Origin of the sequence: Haloechinothrix aidingensis, assembly GCF_013450155.1 — a bacterium.
Lineage (GTDB): Bacteria > Actinomycetota > Actinomycetes > Mycobacteriales > Pseudonocardiaceae > Haloechinothrix > Haloechinothrix aidingensis.
In genome coordinates this window covers 92,604-117,950 of the sequence record NZ_JACCKD010000001.1, presented here as the reverse complement: position 1 = coordinate 117,950, position 25,347 = coordinate 92,604, and the positions used below count along the sequence as shown (strand labels likewise).

Below are 25,347 nucleotides of genomic sequence, written 5' to 3'. Positions count from 1 at the left end.
ACCGTGAGTTCCGGCTCAACGCGACACCCGAGTTCGAGGTCACGTTCCGTGTGGCGGTCATCCGCGCCGGACGAGGGCGCTGACTCGGGACGTGACCGGTTTGAGCTCCTCGAGGCCGAGAGCGGCCAGCGCGCCGAAGGACACCCCGAGACCGACGATCGACTGGACCAACAAGCTGATCCACGCTTCGACGATCTCCGGCAACGTGCCCGGCACGAGCATGCCGGCTCCCACCGCCGCGACGACTCCGAGTGCGCAGGCGGCCACCGTGAAGATGATCACTCCGAGTACTCGTCGGCTGCGCAGGTTACCCAGCCTGGCCCACAGCCACACCTGGCCGAGGAACGCGCCGACCACGAAGGTCAGCGAGTTGACCAGCATCGCACCGAGCACGATCTGGTGCGGCGCCAGCAGCACGGGGCACAGGTACAGCAGCGGGACCTTCACAGCCGTCATCACCAGCATGATCAGCGTGGGGGTGCGTGCGTCCTTGAGCGCGTAGAACACCCGGAGCTGCAGCATCACAAGGGCGTAGGGCAGCAGTCCGAACGCCGAGATCGCCAAGGCCTGGCCGAGCCGCTCGGCGCCCGCGCCCTCCGCGCCCTGGCCGATCGAGTACAGCGCGATCCCCGCCGAGGACCCGACCACGGTCATGACCGCGGCGATGGGCAGCAGCGTGACGGTGGAGATGCGGGAGGCGTACGAGAGGTGCCCGATCAGGCCGTGGTCGTCCCCGTCGGCCGCGGCCCGGCTCATCCGCGGCATGATCGCGGTCAGCAGCGAGACGCCGAGCACGCCGTACGGCAACTGGAACAGCAGCCAGGCGTTGTAGTACGCCGTCATCCCGCCGGGCGCACCCGCGGTGAGCACACGGGTGGTCACGATGTAGCCGAGCTGGCTGACCAGCACGTAGCCGACGATCCAGGCGGCGAGCGTGCCGAACTCCTTCATCCGCTCGTCGATGCCCCACCGCCAGCGGAACCGGAAGCCGCTGCGCAGCAGCGGGGGCAGCAGCATCGCGGCCTGGGCCACGATGCCGATCGTGACACCGACACCGAGGGTGAGGATCTTGGCGTCGCCCATGCTCACGGGATCCAGCGAGATCTGGCCCGGGACCAGGGCGTACACCCCGATCGTGGTCATGATGACGAGGTTGTTGACCACCGGTGCCCACGCGGGTGGGCCGAAGACGTTCCGCGCGTTGAGGATCGCCATCAGCAGGGCGAAGACACCGTAGAAGAAGACCTGCGGCAGCAGCAGGTAGGCGAACGCGGTGGTCAGTTCGGAGTTGGCCCGATCCGTGGAGGAGTCGACGTAGATGGCGGTGAACGCCGGTGCGGTGACCACTGCGATCACCGTGGCGGCGGCGAGCGTGGTCAGCGCCACGGTGAGCAGCCGCTGCGTGTAGGCCAGGCCGCCATCCGGGTCGTCCTGGGAGCGCACGAGCAGCGGGACCACGATGCTGGCCAGCACCCCACCCAGCAGCAGCTCGTAGACGATATTGGGCAGCGTGTTCGCGACGTTGAAGGAGTCGTTGGCCACGCCGATGCCGAGTACCCAGACCAGCATGACCTTCCACGCGAACCCGGTGATCCTGCTGATCAGCGAAGCGATCGCGATGGTGCCCGCGGAGCGCGCGAGGGACGGTGGCTCGGCCTGGTCGGGGGTCTCCCAGCGGTCCGCGTCGCCGGGCGCTTCGCCCGCGCCCGGGGATGGCTGTTCGGCAGCGGCATCGCCCCGGCCCGGCGGGCCGGGTGGGGCGACCCGCGGCAGCATCCGGGTGAGCTCGTCGTAGGGCCGCAGGGCATCCGGGTCGGCCGTCGGCCACAGGGGAGCCTGGCCGGGATGCGCGTACGGAGCTCGCCCGCCGCCTCGATCGGACCGTGGTCGTCCCGGGCCACGGTGCCCGCTACCTCGCTCCGGCGTCTGGTTGCTCAACGCGTGCCCAATCCCCTGCCATACCGTGCAACGTCGTCGCGCGGGCCGGTGTCTCGGCTCAGTCGCTGTTGGTGTCGCCGGACCGCACCCTGCGGTAGATGCGATGCCCGGCCAGCAGCAGCAGTGCACCGGCCGCGGTTGCAGTCACGATAACGGTGATCGCGCCGTACTGAGTGGACGCCAGCTCCAGTCGCGCGGGTTCACCCAGGTCAGTGCCGCCGGGTGTGCTCAGCGTGACATCCACGCTGAACCGTCCGGCCCGCAGCGCCGTCGCGGGAATCTGCTGGGTGTAGGACGTGTTGGCGGGCATGGTGAGGTCGGACACCGGCTCCGGTCGCACCCCGATGGTGTTGTGCAGACCGATACGCACAGTCACCTCGACCGGTAGCTCGTTGCGCACCACCACCGGCAGCGGCGAGGTCTCCGAAGCCATGGAGATCGTCCGCCCGGGGTTCTCCACCCGGACCATGTCGCGGAGGCGGTCGAGCTCGGTGGAGACCTTCGCGACGGCACGCTCGGCCTGGGCCGGGTCCTCCTGCGCGCGAGCCGACGTGGCGCGGAGCAGGCCGCTGCGTAGCGGCCGGAGCAGCTCGCTGGGTGCCACCTGCGTCGGGGTGTCCACGGACATGGCCGCGTCCAGGTCGTTGATCACCGACGCGAGGTTGTTGATCTCTTGCACGAGCCCGACCGGCAGGTAGGTGGCCAGGCCCGACGTGGCGGCCGCGGGACGGGCGTGCCCGCTGGCGTCCGCCTCCAGCACGTCCGACATCGGTTCCGGGGAGACCATCCCCCGCTCGACGAGGAGGTCGAGCGCGTCCCTCAACCTGCCCAGCTCGGCGGCACTCGGCTGCCAGGTCCGGGGAGGGGCGAGAACGAGCGGCTCGGCGCCACCGCGTTCGCCGGGGAGGGTGCGGAACACCAGCGCGGCCAGGGCGTTCTGCGCGGCTGTCTCGGGCCGCCCCTGAGCGGTCCTGATCGTGAACGGTCCCTGGTGGGTCGGCTCCTGCTCGGTGAAGCCGAGCGCGGTCAGGTCGTCGGTGGGGATGGCACGCAACTCGGGGTCCACGCCCTCGGAGGCGCTCAGCGTGGTGGGGCCGTCGAACTCGCCCGAGGCGTTCACGTCCGATCGGCCCGCGAAGACGGTCGTGGTGCCGGCTTCGTCGAGGGCGCGGAGCGTGTCCCCGGTGACCGCGCCGTCCGGCCAGAAGGCTTCCGCCCGGACGGGGGTGCCGAGATGCTCCTCGAGGATGTCGGAGTTGTCCAGCGCCGCCTGCGCCAGCTCGGGTAGCGGGCCCGCGAGCACGGTGGGATCGGAATTGCCGTACGGCATGGGAACCACACAGCGGTCCTCGACCAGGTCGCGCAGGTCCTCCAGCCACTGCTCGGCATCCTCGGCGCCCCTCCCGGCGACGGTGTCGCCCGGGTCGTCACCGACCCGGTAGCCCTCCGTCATCGCGTCGGCCACGGCCACGAGTTCGGGGTCGATGGCGAAGCACACCGAGCGGGAGAGGTCGGGATCGCCTCCGGCGCCGGGAGCGGCGCTGACCAGGTCGTGCAACCGTCCCCCGGAGCTGACGGATTCCGCGAGCCCGTCGTCGGCCAGCACCAGCTCGTTGTCCAGCGACTGGTCAACGACCGAGGTGGGGGCCGCGATCGGCCACAGCATGGACACCGGCCGTGCCCGGCCCGCGCGTTCGGTCGTCTCGCCACCAGGGGGGTCCAGCACCGGAAGCACCATGCTGAAGGCCGCCAGTCGGGCAGGCCCGCCGTATTCCGGTTGCCCGTTGACGTTGACCAGCAGCGGGTAGACGCCTTCCTCGCCGAGGTCGAGCGCGCCCGGCTCGGCCGTGCCCTCCGGGCCGATCGGCACGGACACCGTCACCGGTGTGCTCTCCCCCGGCTCGAGCCGCGCGGCGACCTCCTCGAACGGGCTGGCCTGCGCGTCGGTTCGGGCCCCGCCCTTGATCGCCGTGCGCACGTCCTCGACCTCGCGCTGCTGGACGCCCAGCTGGACGCGCACCCGCAGGTCGTTGATCATCCGGTCCCCGATATTGGTCAGCGTTGCGGTGATCGTCAGCGTCTCGCTGTCGGCGGTGACGACACGAGGAGCGACATGCTCGACGTCCAGCGCGAGGCGTTCCTGCTCGACGTGCAGCGGCTGAGCCGTGGACGCCGCCGGGCCGAACAGGGCCTGGGCGAGCAGGAATCCTGCCGCCAGCAGTAGCGCTGCCGCACGGTGCCGGCCGGTTGAACGCACGGAGTAGACCTCGTTGCCTGCGGGCTTGTTCATCAGTCGGGCCATTCACCTCAGTCAGGTCACCGGACGTAGCCTGTCACCTGTTCCTTGCCGCTCGCGAGCCGCCCGCAGGCGAACCCCGCGCGCCGAGGCGTGCGTAGCCCTCCGGGCGGGTACCTCTAGTCTCTGCCCGCCAATGCCTCCCGGGCTTTGGCCGCGAGCTTGCGCTCGTCGGCATAGGCCAGAACATCGGCGAGTTCGGCAAACGCTACCCAGGCGACCTCGGTCACCTCGGTATCGGCTGTGGACAACTCACCGCCGGTGGCCTCGAGGAGGAAGTGGTGCACCGTCTTGTGCACGCGTCTGCCGTCGGCGACGAACCAGTAATCGATCGTACCGAGCGAATCCAGCACGCGTGCCGAAATACCGGTCTCCTCCTTCACCTCGCGCACGGCGGTTTGTTCCCGCGACTCGCCTTCCTCGATGTGGCCTTTCGGTAGCGACCACAGCAGCGAGCCGTTACGGTCCAGTCTGCCGATCAGCACGGCGTGCGTGCGCGCGCCGTTCACCACGAGGCCACCGGCCGAAGTCTCGTTCACCGTGGTCATACGACGGCGCCGGTGACGTCGGGGACGGCGCCCGGGACTGGCGGCGCCGGAGTGACCGGCAGACGAAGGCATGATGCGATGTTAGTGCACGTACCGTGCTCGTCTCGTGAAGAAGTCCGGTATCGGCGACGTCCGCGGAAGCTCCCCGGCGCGGTGCCGCTCCGGCCCCCGTCGGTATGATCGCAGGTCACGCTGCATTCCGGCCGCTCAGACGGCGGTGTATGGCCTGGCTCACGGATCAGGCCACCGCTCGTCCACGCGCAGCGCGCCGGTACTCTGATGAGTTGTGTCCGAATCTTCCGCCAAGCGCAACGCGGTGATCGAGTTACTGCGGATCTCGCCGGTCGCCGACGAGCTCGCCAGGATGTTCAGCGAGGCGGGCCACCGTTTGTACCTGGTCGGTGGCAGCGTCCGGGACGCGATGCTGGGCAGGCTCTCCGACGAGGCAGGCGACCTGGACTTCACCACGGACGCTCGCCCGGAGCAGGTGCTGCGGCTGGTTCGGGGGTGGGCCGATGCCATCTGGGAGACCGGAGTCGAGTTCGGCACCGTGGCGTTGACCAGGCGTGGAACCCAGATGGAGATCACCACGTTCCGTGCCGACCGCTACGACAGGATCGGGCGACACCCGGAGGTGGTGTTCGGCGACAGCATCTCTGACGACCTGCTGCGCAGGGACTTCACCGTGAACGCGATGGCGATCGACCTGGTGAGCAAGTCGTTCGTGGACCCGCACGGTGGGCTGCGCGCCCTGTCGACGGGGGTGCTGGAGACTCCGGCGGCGCCCGACGAGTCGTTCGCGGACGACCCGCTGCGGATGCTGCGTGCCGCGCGGTTCACCGCCCAGCTGGGGTTCACCGCCCAGCAGCGCGTCGTGGATGCCATGACGGAGATGGCCGGACAGATCGACCGGATCAGCGCCGAGCGCGTGCAGGCGGAGCTGTCCAAGCTGATGACGGGCGAGCATCCCCGCCGGGGTGTCGAGCTGATGGTGGATACCGGCATCGCCGAGTACGTGCTGCCGGAGGTACCCGGGATGCGGCTGGCGATCGACGAGCACCACCAGCACAAGGACGTCTACCAGCATTCGCTGACCGTGCTCGACCAAGCGGTCGAGCTGGAGCGCAAGCACGAGCCCGTCAGCGAGCCGGACCTGGTGTTGCGGCTGGCCGCGCTGTTGCACGACATCGGCAAACCGGCCACCCGCAAGTTCGAACCGGGCGGTGGGGTGAGCTTTCACCACCACGAGGTCGTCGGCGCGCGGATGGCCCGCAAGCGACTGCGCAAGCTGCGCTACTCCAAGGAGATCATTTCCGACGTTTCCCAGCTGGTGTTCCTGCACCTGCGGTTCCACGGCTACGGCAAGGGTGAATGGACCGACTCCGCGGTGCGCCGGTACGTCACCGACGCCGGAGAGCTGCTGCCGCGGCTGCACAAGCTCGTCCGTGCCGACTGCACGACGCGGAACAAGCGCAAGGCCGCCGCGCTGCAGCGCAGCTATGACGACCTCGAGGAACGGATCGCGCGTATCCGCGCGGAGGAGGACCTCGCGAAGGTCCGGCCCGACCTGGACGGCAACGAGATCATCGAGCTCCTGGGGATCGAGCCGGGCCCGATGGTGGGTAAGGCCTGGAAGCACCTCAAGGACGTGCGGCTCGACCGCGGTCCCCTCGACCGGGACGAGGCCATCGCCGAACTCTACCGCTGGGCCGCCGACCAGGGGTTGCGCTGAATGACGCTGTCACTCCACGAGCGGGACTGACAGCGTCATCCAGCCACGGCAAGGGCTCCGGTGGCGAGGTGGTGGCCGACGGTGTGCGGGAGCAGGTAGGACAGCGCCCCGCCGGGCATTCCCGACCAGGGCAGGGACACCCCGGCCAGTGCCCGTAGGGGCCGCAGCACCCGGTACTCGGTTCGCTGGTGCTCGCGTTCGGGCAGCAGCGACGTCTCCGGGAACCGTGTGGACGGCGCGTGCACGAGGTTGCCCGTGTCCGCGCCGAACCGGATGAGAATGGCACCGGTCGGCAGCACCACCATCCGGCGGCTGCGCAGCATGGCCAGCGGCGGCTCTCCGGGCAGCGGTGCGATCGGCCAGTCGCTTGGGTCCTCCTCGGCGGCGTGCTCGGCCAGCGTGCGGGTGGGGAACAGGGTCAGTGCGCCGAGCAGGTGCGCCGCCGCCGCGGTGGCGGAGTCGAACGTCTCGCGCTCGCCGACCTCGCCCGCGGAGAACCGGACCACCTCCCATCGAGCGCCGGCGCGGAGCAGGCACCACGCGTCCGGTGCGGTTTCCCCGATCCGGTAGGCCTCCGGGGAGACGCCCTGCTCGGCGAGCCTGCGCCGGAGGACCGTCAGCACCTCGGATGCGCGCAGCGCCTGCCCGCTGCTGTCGTCGCGTTCCACCTCGGTGACGGGATCGCGCTCGTCGAGGTCGGCTGCCGACTGGGCGGGGAACGGCTCGCCGTCCAGCTCGGCGCGTGCGGTCCTGCGCAGTAGCTGGCTGACGTACGGCGGCCGGTAGTGCCTGGTCCTGATGTGGTCGAGCAGCCCGTGCTCGGGGGGAACGCCGTGCTTGCGCAGGTAGTGCGGAACGGCGGCAGGCCAGATCCAGGTCCCGTCGGTGTGGAAGGCGTGCGGTACGTCCGGCGGGTCGTGCGGGGAGAACAGGTCGGGCTGCGGCCCCTCGCCGACCAGCACGACCGGTGCGCGGTAGAGGTAGCCGAGCACGGGTTGGATCTCGTGCCGCGGGATCCGGGTGCGGTTGACGACCGGCGGCTCGCCAGGAGTGTGCGCGTCGATCACACGCGCGCGCCGGAACTCCACCCCCAGCGGCAGCCCCGCGAGCGCGGCCAGCCACGGAGGTACCTGGTCGCGGTCGCGCGGGTATCGCTCGAGCTCGGCGGCGAACGGCGTGGCGTCCGGCAGGCATGCCCGCTCGGGGTCGCACCGCCATGTGGGGCGCGAGGTGGAGTCGTAGTGCAGGTCGAAACGGTCGTCGGCGGTCAGTGAGAAGGTCGCCTGGAACCATGTCCCCTTCTCCGGTTCGTACATCGCGGCCCGCAGCCGGTCGAACCAGTTCCCGAGCCGTGGGGGCGCGGCCAGGCAGTAGGAGACGTCGCCGACCGCCTCCCGCACTTCGAGTTCGGCGTAGTCACCCACCTGCCGGAACCGTGCGGCGATCCCGCGCGCATCCGCGCTGCGCATGCGCTTGAGCTCCCGCCCGATGCGGTGCAGTAGCCGCTGCGTAGCGCTCCCGTCCGTCCCGGTGGCGTCCCCGTGCGGTGGCCCGGCGCGGTGCAGGTCGCGCCGTACCTGCCACAGCGCCGTCAGCTCCTCGACGCCTGCCTCCGTGCCGAACGACCCGGACTCGCCGAGTGGGTCGAGTCCGAGCCGGGTCGCCGTGGCGCGGTCGGTCCCCGTCCAGCGCAGCCGGAGACGATCCGGACGATGGTCATCGGGCCACTCCGCGACCGCGAACTGTTCGTCCGCCAGCACGCAGTGCGTCGTGAGGTGGAACAGGCACGGCAGCCGGTCGCGTTCGACCGCCTTCGCCGGAAGACCGTCGACCTCGGTGTCGAACCCTTCCGGGACCGGGTCGTGCTCGGCAGCCACGAGGTGTACGGCGCCGTCCGGTGCGGATGTCCTCGCGCTGAGAACCCGGCCGTTCCAGCTCGCGTAGGCACCGTCCGGGTGGGTCGTGGCCCGAACCTGGCGACGCACGCCGGGATCCCCTCCCTTCCCAGTCGATCGGTGCAAACCTACCGTTCCGCCGTCGACGGTGCGTGCGGTGTCGTACTCGGCGATGCGGGACATTTCCACGCGGGCTTCGCAGGGGAAGCCGATGATCGGCACCGTCGGGTAGGTCGTGCGGCGTGTGCGGAGGTCGCTCCGCAGCCGTGCGAACCGAGTGAGATCATGACCGGCGTGCGAGCGATCTCCGATGTTGAGCAGGGGTCCCTGTTGGTCGCCGACCCGAGCATGTCGGACCCGAACTTTCGCCGGACGGTCGTATACGTGCTCCACCACAGCCAGGAGGGCACGTTGGGGGTCGTACTGAACCGGCCGAGCGAGGTACCGGTCGACGAGGTCCTGCCGTCCTGGTCCGGGCACGTGGTCGAGCCGGCCTCGGTGTTCGTTGGCGGTCCCGTTGAGCAGGACACCCCGTTGTGCCTGGCCGCGCTGCGGGCCGGGGAGTCGGCGGGCGTCGTCCCGGGGACGATCGGTGTGCGCGGGCCGGTGGCGCTGGTGGTGCTCGACTCGGACCCGGACGCGTTGGTCCCCCGGCTGCGCGGGTTGCGGGTGTTCGCGGGCTACGCGGGCTGGGACGCCGGTCAGCTGGCCGGTGAGATCGACAGGGGTGACTGGCTGACGGTTCCCGCGCTACCGGGAGATGTGCTGGCCAGCCCGGATACGGACCTGTGGGGGCATGTGCTGCGCAGGCAGGGGGTACCGACCGCGTTGCTCGCGACACACCCGGGTGATCTGCAGCTCAACTGACCGTGGCGGGTGGCGGCCCCGGCGGCCTCACCCCGCGCCGCAGCCGCCCGTACCGCAGGCGCACCCGCCGCATCCTCCGGCGGGTGCGGGGTCACTGACGGCGGTGGCGGCACGGTGCCCGAGCACGCCGCCCGCGCCGGTCAGCGCGATCATGCCGAGTACGCCGAGGCCGACGGCGAGCAGGATGCCGAGCGTGTCCGGCATGAGAAACGCCGCGCCCCCCGCGACCACACCGACACCTCCCGCGGTCATCGTCGGCAGGCCCGCCACCCTGTTTCCCACGCGGAACGCCTCGTCGCTGCGCAGGGTGGCCCATGTGCGCACACCTGTCCCCCGATCGCGGGGGATACGGCCGCGCCAACCGAGGTAACCGCCCCAGCCGGTGAGAACGCCCCCGAGGATGGGGATGAGTGCGAGGAATACCACGAGCCGAGGATAAGCGCGACCGCGCCGGCTGCCGGGGCGCGGGTACACGGGTAGCCGCGTACGTCACACGCGAGCCGGGCACGGCGCCCGCTGTACCGGTAGCTAGGATGAGTGTTATGGCGAGGACCGGTCTCCTTCCGAGCGGGCCGCGCTGACCGCGACGTTCAGCGCGGCGGCCCCTCATGCCCGCCGGGCTGGGGGGCTCTGTCGTATCGGGGACACCACGACGAGTAACGCGCTACCCGTACCCCGCCGGGACAGGTGACCGACGAACCGGGTCCGTCCATCGGTGAGGTGCGGTAGGAACAGGGAAAGGTTTCTGCGATGAACGAGTCGACCGAGGGCGCGCCGCCACACCGGTACACGGCCGCGGTCGCCGGTGACGTCGAGCGCCGCTGGCAGCAGTACTGGGACGAGCACGGCACGTTCCACGCGCCGAACCCGACCGGTCCGCTCGCCGAGGACGCCGGGGTCCCCGAGGACAAGCTGTTCGTGCAGGACATGTTCCCGTATCCGTCCGGGCAGGGACTGCACGTCGGGCACCCGCTCGGGTTCATCGGCACCGATGTCTTCGCCCGCTACAGCCGGATGACCGGCCGCAACGTGCTGCACACCATGGGCTTCGACGCGTTCGGGCTGCCCGCGGAACAGTACGCGGTGCAGACCGGCCAGCACCCGCGCACGACCACCGAGAACAACATCGAGCGGTACCTTGCCCAGCTGCGCCAGCTGGGGTTCGGTCACGACACGCGGCGGCGCATCTCGACGATCGACCCGGAGTACTACCGGTGGACGCAGTGGATCTTCCTGCAGATCTACAACTCCTGGTACGACGCCGAGCAGGGCAGGGCACGTCCGATCGCCGAGCTGGAGGAGCAGTACGAGCGGGGTGAGCGCGCCACGCCTGACGGGCGGGACTGGAGCGAGCTCACCCGCATCGAGCGCAGCGCGATCCTGGACACGCATCGCCTGGCGTATGTCGACGAGTCGCCGGTGAACTGGTGCCCCGGGTTGGGCACGGTGCTGTCCAACGAGGAGGTCACCTCGGAGGGGCGCAGTGAGCGCGGCAACTTCCCCGTGTTCCAGCGCAACCTGAAACAGTGGATGATGCGGATCACGGCCTACGCCGACCGGCTCATCGACGACCTCGACCGGCTGGACTGGCCGGAGAAGGTCAAGGCGATGCAGCGCAACTGGATCGGCCGGTCGCGTGGCGCGACGGTGCACTTCCCGGTAGACGCCGTGGCCGTCGAAGCCGACGACGAGGGCGCCGCGAGCTCGATCGAGGTGTTCACCACCCGGCCGGACACGCTGTTCGGCGCGACGTACATGGTGCTGGCCCCGGAACATCCGATGGTGGACGCGCTGACGCCGGAGCAGTGGCCGGAGGGCGTGGACGAGCGCTGGACGGGTGGCGCCGCGAGCCCGGCCGAGGCCGTGGCGGCCTACCGGCACGCCGCCTCGCTGAAGACCGAGATGGACCGCCAGGAGAACCGGGACAAGACCGGTGTGTTCACCGGTTCCTACGCGGTGAACCCGGTCAACGGGGCCCGGATCCCGGTGTTCGTCGCCGACTACGTGCTGATGGGCTACGGCACGGGGGCGATCATGGCCGTGCCGGGGCAGGACCAGCGTGACTGGGACTTCGCCACGGCGTACGGGTTGGAGATCATCCGGACGGTCCAGCCGGGCGACGACTTCGACGGCGAGGCGTACCTGGGTGACGGCGTGGTGATCAACTCCGCCAACGACGAGGGCTTCTCCCTCGACGGGCTGGACATCACCGAGGCCAAGGACGCCGTTGTCACGTGGCTGTCCGAACACGGGTACGGCGGTGCCGACGTGCAGTACAAGCTGCGTGACTGGTTGTTCTCCCGGCAGCGGTACTGGGGCGAGCCGTTCCCGATCGTCTACGACGTCGAGGGCATCGCGCACGCCCTTCCCGAGCACATGCTGCCTGTGGAGCTGCCCGAGGTGGAGGAGTACTCCCCGGCGACCTACGACCCGGAGGCCGCGGAGACCAAGCCGGTGCCGCCGTTGGAGAAGGCCACCGACTGGGTCGAGGTGGAGCTGGACCTGGGGGACGGCAAGCGGCCGTACCGCAGGGAGACGAACACGATGCCGAACTGGGCGGGTTCGTGCTGGTACCAGCTGCGCTACATCGACCCCACCAACTCCGAGCGGATGTGCGACCCGGAGAACGAGCGCTACTGGATGGGTCCGCGGCCCGGGGAGCACGGCCCGGACGACCCCGGTGGTGTGGACCTCTACGTCGGCGGGGTCGAGCACGCCGTGCTGCACCTGCTGTACTCCCGGTTCTGGCACAAAGTGCTCTACGACCTGGGGCATGTCTCCTCCGAGGAGCCGTACCGCACGCTGTTCAACCAGGGCTACATCCAGGCCTACGCCTACACCGACTCGCGCGGTGTGTACGTGCCCGCGGAGGAGGTAGTCGAGGAGAACGGGCGGTTCTTCTACGACGGCGAGGAGGTCACGCAGGAGTACGGCAAGATGGGCAAGAGCCTGAAGAACGTGGTCACCCCGGACCAGATGGCCGAGGAGTACGGGGTCGACACGTTCCGGTTCTACGAGATGTCCATGGGGCCGCTCGAGGACTCCCGCCCGTGGGCGACCAAGGACGTCGTCGGCGCGCACCGGTTCCTGCAGCGCCTGTGGCGGCTGATCGTCGACGAGAACACCGGCCGGCTGCGCGTCGCCGACGTCGAGACCAGCGCGGAGGACCGCAAGCAGCTGCACCGCGCGATCGCGGGGGTCCGGGAGGACTACGCCGGGCTGCGCTTCAACACGGCAGGCGCGAAGCTGATCGAGCTGAACAACTACGTCACCAAGACCTACGCCGCGGCAGAGGCCACGCCGCGGGAGCTGGCCGAGGCACTGGTGCTGATGATCGCCCCGATGTGCCCGCACGTCGCCGAGGAGTTGTGGCACCGGCTCGGGAACGAGGGGTCCCTGGCGTACGGCCCCTTCCCGGAGGCCGATGAGCGGTACCTGGTCGACGAGACGGTCGAGTACCCGATCCAGGTCAACGGCAAGGTGCGCTCGCGGGTGACGGTGCCTGCCGACGCCGATCAGGACGCGGTGCAGGCCGCTGCGCTGGCCGAGGAGAAGGTCGCGGCAGCGCTCGACGGCGGCGAGCCACGCAAGGTGATCGTGGTTCCGGGCCGGCTGGTCAACGTCGTGGTCTAGCGAGATGGCGTTCGGGCGAGCATCGTAGCCCGGCGGGGAGCACGGCCCGGCCGGGAACCGCCCCCACCGTGGTGCGACGCGGCGTTCACACGCCGTCCGCGAGACCGAGCTCGTGGGCGATGTCGGTGAGCATCGCGTCGAACCACGCGTCCGGGTCGGCGGTCGGCATCGGCACGTTGCCGAACACCTCGAGGGTCACGTGCCCGAAGATCCGGGTCCAGTACTGCACCATCAGGTACGCGATGCCCATGGTGAGCTTGGTGTCGTCGAGCCCTTCCTCCGTCGTGCTCGCCAGCAGCTCCAGCAGCGCGGCGCGGAAGGCGGCGACATCGGGGCGCAGCGCGTGGGGCACCCGCTCGTCCGGCGGGACGATGACGTGGTGGACGCTCAGCACCTGCCACACGCTGGTGATGAACACCCTGCCGAACGGTTCGGTCGCCTCGTCCAGCGGCGTCGCGGACCCAGCCACGTCCGTGCGGCGGGAGGCGAAGACCAGGGCGAACTCCTGGGGATGCTTCAGTGACCATGCGCGGAACCCGCGCAGCGCGGCGAAGAACTGATCGAGGCCGTTCTCCTCCCCTGCGGCGGCGATATGTGCGGTCAGCTCGGCGGCCAGCTCCGTGCAGATATCCCTGCGCAGGTGTTCGAGGAGGTCGGAGTGGGAGCGGTAGTAGCGGTAGAGGGCAGGCGCGGTGATCCCCAGTTCGCGCGCGATCGCGCGGAGCGTGACACCGTCGGCTCCGTACCCGGAGAGCAGAGCGCGGGCGGTCTGCCGGATCTCGGTGCTCATGTCCGACCAGGCGGGGCGTGGCGGTGTCTGTCGCATTGTTCTGCTCAGCCCTCGGTGGTCGTTCGTGATCGACGTAGACAGGCGCCGCCGACGTCGACCACTCGGGGGGCAACGTGGTCGACGCCGGCGACTCGGTCCGACCGGCGCGCCGGAGGCGTCACCAGCCGAATGCGGCCGTATACATACCGACGTCACGGACAACGAGCGACTCCCGTGGCCGATACGGCCATTGAGTGATTCTACTGAAGATGTAAATGTCGTTGGGCCTGCTCGCCCGAGCTGTTGGCCGTTTCACCGGCGGGCTGCGCTGCACGGACCGCGCCGGCTACCGGAGCGGCCGTAGCGCGCCCGCTGCGGTAGTGCGACGCTGGCGGTCATGTGTGCTGTCGACACGTCCGGTGACCCGTCGCGGGACGCCGCGCTTGTCGTGGTCGGCTCGGCGAACCGGGATGTCACGGTCGAGGTGCGGCGCCGTCCCGGGCCCGGCGAGACCGTGTTCGGCGGGGACACCAGGACGGGTACGGGCGGGAAGGGAGCCAACGTCGCGGTCGCGGCCGCGAGACTGGGCGCCACGGTGGCGATGGTGGGCTCCGTCGGTAAGGATGTCGCCGGTGACGAGCTGCTCGCCTCGCTGCGGGAGGCCGGTGTGGGCACCGGGCTGATGCGCAGGGGCGAGCGCCCGAGTGGCGCCGCGTACATCACGGTGACCCCGGACGGGGAGAACTCGATCATCGTCTCCCCCGGGGCGAACGCGGCGCTGGGCGCCGAGGACGTACACGCCGCGCGGGAGATGCTGGCCGGGGCCGATGTGCTGTGCACGGTACTCGAGGTGCCGCTCGAGGCGGTGCGCGCGGCGGTGTGTGTCGCGGTCGCCTCCGGGGTTCGGGTGGTGCTGAACGCCTCGCCCGTGGTGACGCTGGATGCCGCGACGATGGCGGCGGCGGACCCGCTGATCGTCAACACCCACGAGGCCCGCTGGTTGCTCGGCAGGCAGGATGATGCGGCAGTCGATCCGGCAGGGTCGGCACGGGAGCTGCGCGAGGCCGGCCCGCGCTCGGTGGTGGTGACCTGCGGCGCGCGGGGCGCCGTGGTCGCCGACGGCTCCGGCGAGATCACCTGGGTGCGTGCCGAGCCGGTCACCGTGGTGGACACCACCGGTGCGGGCGACGCGTTCTCCGGGGCGCTCGCGGCACGGCTCGCGGCGGGTGCCGAGCTGGTCGTTGCCGCCGAGCATGCGGCACGGGTCGCCGCGATCTCCGTGACCGTGCGCGGCACCCAGGACTCCTACCCCACATCCGCGGACGTCCCCTGAGCCGCGTGCGGTACGAACCGCTAGCGCCACCAGCCGCGCTTGGGGTGGCGGATCGCGAGCGAGCCGCCGTGTACCCGGCCGGACAGCATGATCCGCGGCGTTCCCGCCGTGCCGGTCGAGCGCGTCTTGTCCTCCAGCGAGCCGTACTTGATCTCGGTGATCGCGTCGACGTCCGCGGCGGCCTCGGTCGGGATGATGATCAGTACCGAGCCCCACTTGATGTCCAGCTCGACCTGCACGACCGAGCCGTCGATCCGTGCCTCGGTGAAGTCCAGCTTGGTGCTGCCGTACCGGTTGCGCACCAGCAGCCGCTCGGGCACGTACCAGCGCCCGTTGCGGGTCAGGCTCGAGTAGTGCGCGGTGAGCTCGAGCCGACGGTCCGGTACGGCGGTGCCTGCCGGTGTGCCGGACACCCCCGCAGGCGGCGACTCCCTGTGCATCAGGCCGGGCAGGTCGATCAGCACCGTGTTCAGCTCCGCCCTTGTCCGCGCCGCGTAGGCGTTGTCCGCGCGTTCGCTGAAGTCGTCGAGGTTGATGAGTCCCTTACCGGTGGCCTTCTGCAGCAGCCCGACGACGTAGTCCCGCTCGGCGTCGCTGACGCGCAGCTCGCGGGCAGGGACGGAGCCGTCCGTGCTGGGTGTGTCGGTGCCGTTCACGGTGCCGATACTAGGGCGCCTGCCGCTCGGGCGAATCGGGGAAGACCCGGATCCCGTCCCTGAGCGTGCGCCGTGCTGCCGAGCCGCGTGCTGTCAGTCCTCGTCCTGGTCGAAACCGTGCTCGATGGCGTACCGGGCCAGCTCCACGCGGTTGTGCAGCTGCAGCTTGCGCAGCGTGGACTGCACGTGATTCTCCACGGTGCGCGGTGAGATGCTCAGCTTCGTGGCGATCTGCCGGGAGCTGAGCCCCTTGGCAACCAGGCGAAGCACCTCGGTCTCGCGGTCGGTCACCTGTGGTGCGGAGTCCGTGCTCGCCGGGGTGTCGGCCATGCGACGGAACTCGCCGAGTACCAGCCCGGCGAGGCCGGGGGTGAACACCGGGTCGCCCTCGGCCGTGCGCCGCACCGCGTCGATCAGCTCCTCGGCGGACGCGGACTTCACCAGGTACCCGGACGCGCCTGCCTTGACCGCTTCGAGTACGTCCGCGTGTTCCCCGCTCGCCGAGAGCACGAGCACCTTCGTGTCCGGCAATGTCCCGGTTATCTCCCTGGTCGCATCCACGCCGGAGGTCTCACCGAGGGTGAGGTCCATCAGCACCACGTCCGGGCGCATCGCGCAGGCCGCCCGCACCGCGCCCGGTGCGTCGGAGGCCGTCGCGGGCACCGTGAACCCGCGCTCCTCGAGGTCGCGTGCGACACCGCCGCGCCACATCGGATGGTCGTCGACGACCATGACCGAGAGGGACATATCGCTCATACCCGTGCCCCTTTGCCTGATCGGTTCGGCTCCGCTCGCTCCTGACGGGATGGACGGTCACGCGGGACACGCAGTTCCCACTCGGTACCGGTTCCGGGGGCCGTGTCGAGCGTGACGGTGCCACCGAGCTCGTGCACCCGGCTCTTGATCGAGCGTGCGACGCCGAGCCTGCCCTCTTCCTCGGCACGTTCGAGCCTGCCGGCCTCGATGCCCGGGCCGTTGTCGCGCACGCTGACGACGACCTCGGAACCGAGGTCCTCGACGAGCACCCAGGAACCGGTGTCGCTGCCTGCGTGCTTGGCGGTGTTGGTCAGGGCTTCCCGCACCGCGGCCTCGAGCTCAGCCACCACGTGGTCGGGCAGCGTTACCTCGCAGGCAGGCGCCGAGATACGCACAGTGGAGGTCGCCAGCATGCGCAGCCGCGCCCCCAGGTCGCCCGCGTCCCGCTCACCCCGGCCCTGACCGAGGTCGGTGCTCGTGCCGATCAGCGAGCGCAGCGCGATCTCCTGCTCGCCTGCCAGCTCGCCGAGCTCGGCAGCCTCACCGCCGACCTCGGCGCCACGCTTGCGGACGCGGGCGAGTACCTGGAGAACGCTGTCGTGGATCGAGCGGGCGATCCGTTCCCGTTCGGCGCGCGCCGCCTCGGCGCGTTCCGCCTCCGCGAGGGCGACCGCGGCGCGCCGAAGGGCCTCCGCCGCCAGCCCGACGACCAGCCCGCTGGCCACGAGCAGTACCCCGTCCCGGACGACGTCGAGATCCACCCGCATCTGCGCGAAGCCCGTACCCACCGCGAGGTAGCCGCCTGCGAGGACGCCACCGGCCGGGCCGAACCGGATGCCCGCGATGACCGGCATCGCCCCGACCCACACAGTGGTGATCAGCGGTGCCTGCTCCGCGTACATCTGCTCGGTGAGCAGCAGCGGGGAGGTCAGCATCAGGGCGCTGGCCAGGACGACGTCGAGGACGACGAGCCAGGCGCGCCGCCAGCGCCCGCGGATGTAGGCGATGCTGGTCAGCAGGGTCCACACGCACATGGTGCCGAGGACCGTCCAGGCCAGCCACGGTCGCTGGTAGTCGTCGCTGTGCACGCTGACTGCGCCGATGGCGAACGAGAGCAGGATGGCACGTAACGCCACCGCGCCCCACCACAGTGCGGTGGTCGGGTCGCGGGTCAGGGCCTTCAGGTAGGTGGTCGGGCTGGTCACTGGCGTGGTTCGGGGTCCGGGGGTTCTTCGGGCCGGTCGGCGGCCTGTTCCGGCTCGGGGTGCTCGCTGCCGTGCTGCTTCCGCACCAGGTTCGGGGCGAGCTTGCGGGCGAACTTCGGGAGGTGCGGTTGCCGGGGTTCCTCCGGCGTCTCCTGCGTCAGGGACTTCACCGCGGCAGTGATCACCGCGAGCAGCGGCACGGCAAGCAGCGCACCGATGATGCCCGCGATGAACACGCCTGCCGTGATCGCCAGTACGACCGCCAGCGGGTGCAACCGCACGGCCCTGCCGAGCAGCAACGGTTGCAGGATGTTGCTTTCCAGCTGCTGGACGGCGATCACGACGCCGAGGACGACAAGCGCGCCGATCCAGCCGACGGTGACCAGCGCGACCAGTACGGCGACCGCCCCCGTGACGACGGCGCCGACGATGGGGACGAACGCGCCGAGGAACACGAGCGTCGCCAGCGGGATGACCAGGGGCACCCCCACGATCGCCAGGCCGACACCGATACCGAGCGCGTCGACGACGGCGACGATGACGGTGGCGCGCATGAACTTACCGAGAGTTTCGAAGCCGCGCCTGCCTGCCAGGTGGACGCGGGCGCGCGCGTAGGACGGGGCGCCGCGCGTCAGGAACGCCCAGATGCGCTCGCCGTGCAGCAGGAAGAACAGCAGGATGACCAGGACGAGCAGGATGCCGGTGACGATCTGCCCCACCACGCCTGCCGTGGACAGCGCCTGGTTGGTCAGCGACGCCTGGTTCTCCTGGACGAAGCTGACCGCCTGGTCGACGAAGCCCTGGATATCCGCGGTGTCCAGCCCGAGCGGCCCGGTCGTCATCCACTGCCGGAACTGGTCGAGGCTTTCGTTGATGTGGTCCTGCATCTCGGGCAGGTTGCGCGTGAACTGCGTGACCACGAAGGCGATCACCCCGCCGAGCAGTCCGAGCCCGCCGACGAGGACGATGCTTCCTGCCAGCTCGCGCGGCATCCGTGCGCGTTCGAGGGCATCGACGGCCGGGTTCATCAGCGCGGCGAGCAGCAGCGCGATGCTCAGTGTGATCACGACGATGGACAGCTCGGCCACGAGCCAGCCGAGCACCGCCACCGCCGCCGCGACGACGAGGAAGCGCCACGAGAACGCGGCGGCGACCCGGAAGCCTTTGGGGACGAGCTCGGTGACGGCCGCGTTGCTCAGTGAGTCGCCTGCGGGGTCCTGTTCGGGCGTGCCCCTGCCGTCGGTGGACTCGGCGAGGTCGCCCCGTTCGGTAGCCGCGCCGGGTGCGGACTCGTTGCCGGTGGCCTGCCTGGTTCCGGTCCCGGCTGCCTGCGGGTCCTGCACCTCGTCGTCCGCGGCGGGAAGGTTCTTGGTCACAGTGCCACCGTATCGAGCTTGCGGTGCGTTGGCGTGGTGATTCTCGAATTTTCGCGGACCATGCGGCGTGCGGGTGACTGTGGCTGCGGTGCGTGCGGGCAGTCGTTCGATCACGCGCGGTAGTACGCGATGGCACTCCGTGTTTGTCACACGATCAGGGTCACTGTTCGCGTGTTGCGTGCGAGACCGGTGCGCCGTTTGCCACTCTCGACATCACGCACCACGACAGGTGCGTGTGTGGACACTCTGTGCGATCGCCTGCCGGCGGGGGTCACTCGCCGGCCAGCCTGAGGTTTCGAGTGGCTGTCGGGGTCGCACACGTCCAGAGTTCGAGTCGAGAGCAAGGAAGTTGCGGTGACCGAGGTGGCTTCAGCGATCGCGAAGCGCGGTATGCGCGTGCGACGTTGGTGCACCCGTGCGCTGATCGTGCTTGGTGGCACGGTGGCGGGCACCGCAGCGGCTTGGACGATCTCGACCGCGAGTGCCGAGTCCGCGAGTCTCGAGCAGTCGGGTCATTCCACGGTATGGACTGTCGAGGACGACGCCGTCGAATCGGACGGCGACCTCCGCGACGTCGGTGAGAAAGCATCCTCCTGGACCCGTTCCAACCTCGACCGGGTCGCCGACTCGTTGCGCACGGGCGGCGAACCGCACGAGGAGTCCTCCGACGCCGAGTCGGAAGACGCTTCGGAAACGGACGAGCACGGAGCCGACCGCGGTGACAGCACCGTGGCCGGGTCGGCCGAGTCCATCGGGTCGGACCGGGTGACACTGCGTAAGCGCGGTGAACGGACGCAGGACCGGCTCGAGGAATCGCTGTCGATGACGGCGGACTCGATCGAGCGCCTGCTGCTGTGGCAAGACGATGCCGCCGAGCGGTTCGACCGGCTCGACGGAAGTTCTGACTTGCCTGAGCGGTTCCGTGACTGGTTCAGCCCCGGTGTCGACGACATCGCCGACCTTCCGGGTGGAACGAGCGATCAAGCCGAACAGTCCGAGGATGCCGCTGCCGTCCGGGACACGGATGGCGACGCGGCCGAGGTCGTCGACGAAGAATCAGGCGCCGTGCGTGACGACGCAACCTCGGTGATCGAGAGCGGGGCGGACTCCGTCCCGCGGGACGACGACTCCGTCGGCGCCGGAGCCAGCTCCGCGCTGCACGAGGTGATGGCGCACTCTTCCGAGAGTGGTTCCGCGCCCTCGTCCGTCCCGGCCACAGGAAGTATCGGGTCTGCGCACACCGTGGATCACACACCGCTGACCTCTATCCTGGGTTTCAGTAAAGCCGCGGACGTCGTTGAGACGCACGGCGCGACGGACGGCGCCAGCCGGGTGCCGTTCGAGCCGGGTCAGCAGCCCGGCGTCACACCTGACTGAGGTTATTCACCGCGAGACCGCCGGTCCGAGCGCATGCCTCGCGCTGCGCATCCAGTGACCGCACCGTCGGCCGGCCTCTCCGTCTCGCGTTCATCCCCCGCGGACAATTCTGCGTCCGCAGTTCGCCGGGTGCTGCCCTGCTCATTCCAGTACCCGATCCCCACCCTCAACGGGAATCTCGAAAGAACTAACGAAGGAGAAATATACTCATGCAGAACTGGGCGAAGCGTGGATTCCAGACCGCGCTGGTCACCGGTGGTCTGCTGATGCTCGGTACCGGCATCGCATCCGCTGATGAGAATGTCGACCCGGACAAGTCACCGGCGAGCCCGCTGGACGGGTCGATCTCGGTTCCGATCCAGTCCGAGAACAACGCCGTCGGCGTGCTCGGGCAGGACCAGCAGGATCTCCCGGAATTCAACGAGGAGATCAGCACCAAGGACGTCACCGAGCCGGTGACGGACGGGCTCAGTGACGCCGGCGCCACCTCGCGTTCCGAGGAGTCCGGGGTCGGCTCGGCACCCGTGCCGACGGGCCAGGTAACCGATGGCGCACCCGCGGAGATCGCGAAGCCGCTGACCGAAGCCACCAAGCATGTCGAGGAGGCCACGGCACCGGTCACCGGCCAGGCAGGCGCGGCGGCGCCGCGTTGCGATGCCTCCGGCAGGCAGGGCTGCGACGACGGGGGGTCCGACGGGCCGCTCACCGGCAACCAGATCGCCGCGGACCTCGTCGTTCCGATCCAATTCAGCAACAACGCGATCGGCATTCTCGGCGACGCGCACGTCGAGGGCGGCGACTCGTCGCAGTCCACCGACAACTCCCACGAGATCCACACGAGCGGCACGGGTGACACTCTTGCCGGAAACGTGATCGACCTCGACTGGGCCGCTCCGATCCAGGTCGCGAACAACGCCGGGGCCATCGGCGGGGACGCGAGCTCGACGAACAACAACGCGGACCAGGACACCACCACCGGCGGCGACGTCACCACGGACGGCTCCGACGGGGTGCTGTCCGGCAACGTGCTCGCCGGGCACTGGGCGACGCCGCTGCAGTTCAACAACAACGCCGCAGCCGGGGGTGGCTCGGCCGAGGCGGACGGCAGCAGCAGCGACTCGCAGACCCAGAGCGGCGGCTCCATCGCGACCGACGGTGCGGACGGCGTCGGCTCCGGCAACGTCGGGGCGGGGCCGCTGGCCACACCGCTCGCGCTGAACAACAGCGCGGGCTCGTGGATCGGCAAGGCCGACAGCCACAACCAGGAGAACTCGGTGTCGGCCACCGGCGGGGGCACCCGTCCCGGCATGAACGACATCGACACCTACACCCAGACCAACGGCGACGACAGCGTGCTCTCGGGCAACATCGTCGAGCCGGAGGGTGCGGGCAACGGCACGGGCCACGGCATCGCCGGGACCTGGATCGGTACCGCGGCAGCGGGCACCGAGGGCACCAACAGCAACGAGACCGACACCAAGGCCGGTGCGTTCTCGAACACCTCGGGTGACGAGTCGGTCGGTGGCGGCAACATGGTCGACGCTCCGGTCGCGCTTCCGGTGGAGGCCTTCGGCGTCGGCGGCTCCTGGATCGGTGACGCGGAGGCGGACGCGGAGAACTCCAACTCCGCCGACGCCGGCAGCGGCACCTACACCAGCGGTGTCGACTCGTTCCTCGGCGGCAACAGCGCGCACGCCCCGCTCGCGGGCGCCATCGAGGCGTTCGGCATCGGCGGCAGCTGGATCGGCTCCGGTGAGGGCACCGCGACCGAGGACAAGAACGTCGAGGCCGGTGGCTACAACGGCACCCGCGGCGAGGACTCGGTCGGTGGCGGCAACGTCGTGCAGACCCCGGTCGCGGCGCCGGTCGAGACCTTCGGCGTCGGCGGCTCCTGGATCGGCTCCGGCGAAGGCTCCGCGGAGGAGACCAAGGTCGTCTCCTCGGGTGGCGACGGCAGCACGATCGACGACGACGCGGTCGCTGGCTCCAACATCATCGCGGCCCCCGTCGCGCTGCCCGCGCAGGGCTTCGGCCTCGGCGGTGCGTGGATCGGCAACGGCCACGGCGAAGCCGAGGGCGACACCACGACGACCGCGGGCGGCAACTACGAGGCCTCCGGTGACGGCTCCACGCTGTCGGCGAACATCGTGCAGGCCGCTGTCTCGGGCCCGGTGCAGGCCTTCGGCATCGGCGGTGTCTGGGGCGGCAACGCCAGCGGTGACGCCACGAACGTCAGCGAGACCGCTGCCGGTGGCGACACCTCGACGACCGGCGCGAACAGCAACGGCTCCGGGAACATCGCCAACGGCGCACTCGCGCTGCCGCTGCAGGGCCACGGCAACGGTGCGTCCTGGATCGGCAACGCCTCCGGCACCTCGGACAGCGTGACCACCTCCGACGCGGGCGGCAGCTCCGCGACGGACGGCACCGACAGCTCGTTCGGCGGCAACGTGATCTCCGCCCCGTTCGGTGGCTCCGGCGCCCTGTTCGGCAACGCCGCGTCCTGGATCGGCACCGCCGAGGGCGACGGGATGAACGACGTCATCAGCAATGCCGGTGGCGACACCGACACCGCTGGTGACAGTGGCTCGGTGGCAGGCAACGTGCTGAGCGCGCAGGGCCTGCCCATCGCGCAGGGCTTCGGCAACGCCGGCTCGCTGACGGCCACGGCCACCGGCACCGGCTTCAACTACACGGAGTCCTCCTCCGGTGGCGACATCACCACCTCCGGCGAGGAGGGGTCGCTGTCCGGCAACATCTTCGACGTGCCCGCCGCTGCTGTCGCGCAGGTGTTCGGCAACGCCGCCACGCTGGGTGGCGTCTCGCACGGCACCGGCGACAACACCACCATCGGCACGGTCGGCGGCACCAACACGACCGCCGGTGACCAGGGGTCGCTGTCCGGCACGGACAACCAGCTGCCGCTGGGTGCCCTGGTGCAGGTGTTCAACTTCTCGCTGCCCGCCTTCGGTGAGGCCGTGGGTGTTGGCACCAACACCACGGACATCAACCTCGCCGGTGACGTCCCGCAGATCGACCTCGTGTTCGACGGGGCCGAGATGGGCGCCGCCGAGCTGCCGCGTATGGACGGAGCCGAGATGGGCCGTTCGGGTGGGCCCGCCGGCGCCGCCGTTCCGATGCCGCTGGAGGTTCCCGGCTTCGGGCCGGGCCAGCTGAGCCCGATGCTGCAGCCCCAGGCGATCGACGGCCTGCCCACGTCGCGTGCGCGTGACCTGGACGCCGCTCCCGCCACGGCCGGGCAGGACCTGACCGCCGTGCCGTCCGCGGACGCGGTGGCAGCCGAGGACGTGGCAAGCGGCCTCGAGGCCGACCAGGTCGACTTCCTCGCGCCGAGCCAGGGTGACCTGTCCGGGCTCGAGGTCATGACCGACAGCGGCCCCGCCATGGTGACCGAGTCGCCCGCGGTGCCCGCGCAGGAGCGCTCGGACGTTCCGGCGGCCCCGGCCGCCCCGGCCCTTCCGAGTGACGCCGAGCTGTTCGACCTCGACGTCGACGAGGGCAACTTCGGTGAGCTGGACACGATCTTCCAGGACGTCCTGGGCTCCAGCCAGCAGCACCCGATCCACATGGAGGGCTGATCGCCCTGCGTGCTCGTTCGATAACCGAATAGGAAGCTAGTTCTCTCGGGGTGTCTTCGGGCCGGGCCGAGCGGTGACAGTGCCGCTCGGCCCGGCCTTTCTCGTCGCTAGGTATCCAGCCAGGCGAGCTGGACGTTGCCGATGAGCGAGTGCACCTCCAGGACACGCTCGGCGGAGTCCGCGGAGTGGATGGTGCGGTCGTAGGCGGAGCGGTAGAGCGTGCCGCCGGTGGGGAACTCGAGTCCCCAGCCGAGGACGGGCGCCTCGGGGTTGGTGCGGTAGGTGCCGTAGATCGCGAACAGGCGCGGGCGGTCCTCGTGCGCGATCGCGGCGAGCTCGTTGATGAGCTCGGGATCGGGGGTGGCCGGTGCGTGACCGTGGCCGTTGGAACTGGGGTGGTCATCGGAGCTGGTCATGGAGACTCCTTGGTTGCCGATTACTCGATATAATACGGAGAAAGTTTCTCGGTAAGCAAGTGTTAGAGTACATCTTATGGATATTCCCTCGGATCCGGAGCTGCTGAAGACGCAGCTGGGTATCGAGCTGCGCAGGCTCCGCGAGGAGGCGGGTTACCCGGCGGCGGAGGCATGCAAGGCCATCGGTGCCCAGACCCCGAAGCTGTCCAAGCTGGAGAACGGCAATCAGACGGCCGACCCGGACGACATCCGCAGGCTGGCCGAGTTCTACGAGGCGACCGGGGAGCAGCGCGACTACCTCGTCCGGCTGGCCGAGGCACAGCCCAAGCGCCGCCGCCGTAAGCGCTCCGGACAGCGGGATGCCGTGCCCGACTGGTTCCGTCGCTTCCTCGCCCTGGAGTGGGACGCCACGGAGATCCGGACGTACGAGATCGACCTGGTGCCCGGCCTGCTGCAGACCGAGGACTACGCCCGCTCCACCATCACGACCTGGGAGCCGGAGGCCGATCCGCGCCTGATCGAGCAGCAGGTGGAGACCCGGATGAACCGGCAGTCGGCGCTGAAGCGCAACGGCCGTCCCTCGTTGCGGTTCGAGGTGGTGCTGTCCGAGGCCGCGCTACGCCGGGTGCAGGGCAGTCGGGAGATCATGCGCGAGCAGTTGCGGTACCTGGTCGCGGCATCGAGGCGGCCCAATATCACCATTCGCGTAGTGCCGTTAGACGCACCGGATCGCATCCCGATGCCGACACCGTTCCAGCTGTTCCGGCTCGATGAACAAAGGCTTTCGACCGTGTACCTGGAGGACCTGTTCGGCGCCACCTACCTCAAGGAGCCCGAGGAGTTCACCCAGTACAGCGTGGTGTTCGGGCGGCTGCGGGCCGACTCGCTGGACCCTGACGCCTCCCGCGCGCTGCTCGATAGGATGGTGGAGTCGTACTCCTAACGCGCCAC

At 70.0% G+C, this 25,347-nt stretch carries 18 protein-coding genes; 7 read left to right on the top strand and 11 right to left on the bottom strand.

Going from position 1 to position 25,347, the window contains the following annotated elements:
• Positions 1-57: 57 nt before the first annotated feature.
• The 3 genes from murJ to H0B56_RS00485 all read right to left on the bottom strand — a co-directional run bounded on the left by murJ (position 58) and on the right by H0B56_RS00485 (position 4,854).
• Positions 58-1,830: a murein biosynthesis integral membrane protein MurJ gene (murJ, locus tag H0B56_RS00495; protein ID WP_246360801.1), complete on the bottom strand. Its 1,773-nt coding sequence runs from the start codon at positions 1,828-1,830 to the stop codon at positions 58-60.
• 166 nt (positions 1,831-1,996) lie between these two features.
• Positions 1,997-4,228 (bottom strand): DUF6049 family protein, encoded by a 2,232-nt coding sequence (locus H0B56_RS00490; protein ID WP_180890935.1) that lies wholly within the window; start codon positions 4,226-4,228, stop codon positions 1,997-1,999.
• 125 nt (positions 4,229-4,353) lie between these two features.
• On the bottom strand, positions 4,354-4,854 hold the full coding sequence (locus H0B56_RS00485; RefSeq protein ID WP_180890934.1) for an NUDIX hydrolase: 501 nt from the start codon (positions 4,852-4,854) through the stop codon (positions 4,354-4,356).
• 214 nt (positions 4,855-5,068) lie between these two features.
• Between H0B56_RS00485 and H0B56_RS00480 the strand changes: the two genes are divergently transcribed.
• Positions 5,069-6,514: a CCA tRNA nucleotidyltransferase gene (locus H0B56_RS00480; protein ID WP_180890933.1), complete on the top strand. Its 1,446-nt coding sequence runs from the start codon at positions 5,069-5,071 to the stop codon at positions 6,512-6,514.
• A gap of 35 nt (positions 6,515-6,549) precedes the next feature.
• Here H0B56_RS00480 and H0B56_RS00475 read toward each other — a convergent pair whose 3' ends face one another.
• The gene (locus tag H0B56_RS00475) at positions 6,550-8,499 is read right to left on the bottom strand and encodes a glycohydrolase toxin TNT-related protein (RefSeq protein ID WP_343063692.1); all 1,950 of its coding nucleotides are present in this window, start codon (positions 8,497-8,499) and stop codon (positions 6,550-6,552) included.
• Positions 8,500-8,694: 195 nt separating this feature from the next.
• Between H0B56_RS00475 and H0B56_RS00470 the strand changes: the two genes are divergently transcribed.
• On the top strand, positions 8,695-9,276 hold the full coding sequence (locus tag H0B56_RS00470; protein WP_180890932.1) for a YqgE/AlgH family protein: 582 nt from the start codon (positions 8,695-8,697) through the stop codon (positions 9,274-9,276).
• A 27-nt stretch (positions 9,277-9,303) separates the two neighbouring features.
• On the opposite strand, the gene H0B56_RS00465 is transcribed toward H0B56_RS00470, so the two are convergent.
• Positions 9,304-9,702, bottom strand: a complete 399-nt coding sequence (locus H0B56_RS00465) for an SdpI family protein (RefSeq protein WP_180890931.1) — start codon at positions 9,700-9,702, stop codon at positions 9,304-9,306.
• 324 nt (positions 9,703-10,026) lie between these two features.
• On the opposite strand from H0B56_RS00465, the gene leuS reads away from it, so the two are divergent.
• Positions 10,027-12,909, top strand: a complete 2,883-nt coding sequence (gene leuS / locus H0B56_RS00460; RefSeq protein ID WP_180890930.1) for a leucine--tRNA ligase — start codon at positions 10,027-10,029, stop codon at positions 12,907-12,909.
• Positions 12,910-12,994: 85 nt separating this feature from the next.
• Here the strand turns inward: leuS and H0B56_RS00455 are convergent, their stop codons facing one another.
• Positions 12,995-13,699 (bottom strand): TetR/AcrR family transcriptional regulator, encoded by a 705-nt coding sequence (locus H0B56_RS00455; RefSeq protein ID WP_246360765.1) that lies wholly within the window; start codon positions 13,697-13,699, stop codon positions 12,995-12,997.
• 376 nt (positions 13,700-14,075) lie between these two features.
• Here H0B56_RS00455 and H0B56_RS00450 point away from each other — a divergent pair, with 376 nt between their 5' ends.
• Positions 14,076-15,011 carry a ribokinase gene (locus tag H0B56_RS00450; RefSeq protein ID WP_180890928.1) on the top strand — a complete coding sequence of 312 codons (936 nt, stop codon included), beginning with the start codon at positions 14,076-14,078 and terminating at the stop codon, positions 15,009-15,011.
• 20 nt (positions 15,012-15,031) lie between these two features.
• On the opposite strand, the gene H0B56_RS00445 is transcribed toward H0B56_RS00450, so the two are convergent.
• The 4 genes from H0B56_RS00445 to H0B56_RS00430 all read right to left on the bottom strand — a co-directional run bounded on the left by H0B56_RS00445 (position 15,032) and on the right by H0B56_RS00430 (position 18,827).
• Positions 15,032-15,667 (bottom strand): DUF1707 SHOCT-like domain-containing protein, encoded by a 636-nt coding sequence (locus H0B56_RS00445; protein WP_343063691.1) that lies wholly within the window; start codon positions 15,665-15,667, stop codon positions 15,032-15,034.
• 93 nt (positions 15,668-15,760) lie between these two features.
• Positions 15,761-16,414 carry a response regulator gene (locus tag H0B56_RS00440; protein WP_425484486.1) on the bottom strand — a complete coding sequence of 218 codons (654 nt, stop codon included), beginning with the start codon at positions 16,412-16,414 and terminating at the stop codon, positions 15,761-15,763.
• A 5-nt stretch (positions 16,415-16,419) separates the two neighbouring features.
• Positions 16,420-17,628, bottom strand: a complete 1,209-nt coding sequence (gene macS / locus H0B56_RS00435) for a MacS family sensor histidine kinase (RefSeq protein ID WP_343063690.1) — start codon at positions 17,626-17,628, stop codon at positions 16,420-16,422.
• Entirely contained in the window at positions 17,625-18,827 is a 1,203-nt protein-coding gene (locus H0B56_RS00430) for an AI-2E family transporter (RefSeq protein WP_180891619.1), read from the bottom strand. The genes macS and H0B56_RS00430 overlap by 4 nt, the downstream gene beginning before the upstream one ends.
• A 531-nt stretch (positions 18,828-19,358) precedes the next feature.
• On the opposite strand from H0B56_RS00430, the gene H0B56_RS00425 reads away from it, so the two are divergent.
• Together H0B56_RS00425 and H0B56_RS00420 are read left to right on the top strand one after the other, a co-directional pair.
• Positions 19,359-20,381: a hypothetical protein gene (locus H0B56_RS00425; RefSeq protein WP_180890926.1), complete on the top strand. Its 1,023-nt coding sequence runs from the start codon at positions 19,359-19,361 to the stop codon at positions 20,379-20,381.
• 209 nt (positions 20,382-20,590) lie between these two features.
• A complete protein-coding gene (locus tag H0B56_RS00420; protein ID WP_180890925.1) occupies positions 20,591-23,980 on the top strand; it encodes a beta strand repeat-containing protein in 3,390 nt (1,129 codons plus the stop codon).
• A gap of 107 nt (positions 23,981-24,087) precedes the next feature.
• Here H0B56_RS00420 and H0B56_RS00415 read toward each other — a convergent pair whose 3' ends face one another.
• The gene (locus H0B56_RS00415; protein ID WP_180890924.1) at positions 24,088-24,396 is read right to left on the bottom strand and encodes a hypothetical protein; all 309 of its coding nucleotides are present in this window, start codon (positions 24,394-24,396) and stop codon (positions 24,088-24,090) included.
• 76 nt (positions 24,397-24,472) lie between these two features.
• On the opposite strand from H0B56_RS00415, the gene H0B56_RS00410 reads away from it, so the two are divergent.
• A complete protein-coding gene (locus tag H0B56_RS00410) occupies positions 24,473-25,339 on the top strand; it encodes a helix-turn-helix domain-containing protein (RefSeq protein ID WP_180890923.1) in 867 nt (288 codons plus the stop codon).
• Positions 25,340-25,347: the final 8 nt, after the last annotated feature.

Bases quoted from the DNA above. Each gene is read 5' to 3' on its own strand.
- H0B56_RS00490 (WP_180890935.1), bottom strand. From the start codon at position 4,228: ATGAACAAGCCCGCAGGCAACGAGGTCTACTCCGTGCGTTCAACCGGC.
- H0B56_RS00485 (WP_180890934.1), bottom strand. From the start codon at position 4,854: ATGCCTTCGTCTGCCGGTCACTCCGGCGCCGCCAGTCCCGGGCGCCGT.
- H0B56_RS00470 (WP_180890932.1), top strand. From the start codon at position 8,695: ATGACCGGCGTGCGAGCGATCTCCGATGTTGAGCAGGGGTCCCTGTTG.
- leuS (WP_180890930.1), top strand. From the start codon at position 10,027: ATGAACGAGTCGACCGAGGGCGCGCCGCCACACCGGTACACGGCCGCG.
- H0B56_RS00455 (WP_246360765.1), bottom strand. From the start codon at position 13,699: ATGAGCACCGAGATCCGGCAGACCGCCCGCGCTCTGCTCTCCGGGTAC.
- H0B56_RS00450 (WP_180890928.1), top strand. From the start codon at position 14,076: ATGTGTGCTGTCGACACGTCCGGTGACCCGTCGCGGGACGCCGCGCTT.
- H0B56_RS00440 (WP_425484486.1), bottom strand. From the start codon at position 16,414: ATGTCCCTCTCGGTCATGGTCGTCGACGACCATCCGATGTGGCGCGGC.
- H0B56_RS00420 (WP_180890925.1), top strand. From the start codon at position 20,591: ATGCAGAACTGGGCGAAGCGTGGATTCCAGACCGCGCTGGTCACCGGT.
- H0B56_RS00415 (WP_180890924.1), bottom strand. From the start codon at position 24,396: ATGACCAGCTCCGATGACCACCCCAGTTCCAACGGCCACGGTCACGCA.
- H0B56_RS00410 (WP_180890923.1), top strand. From the start codon at position 24,473: ATGGATATTCCCTCGGATCCGGAGCTGCTGAAGACGCAGCTGGGTATC.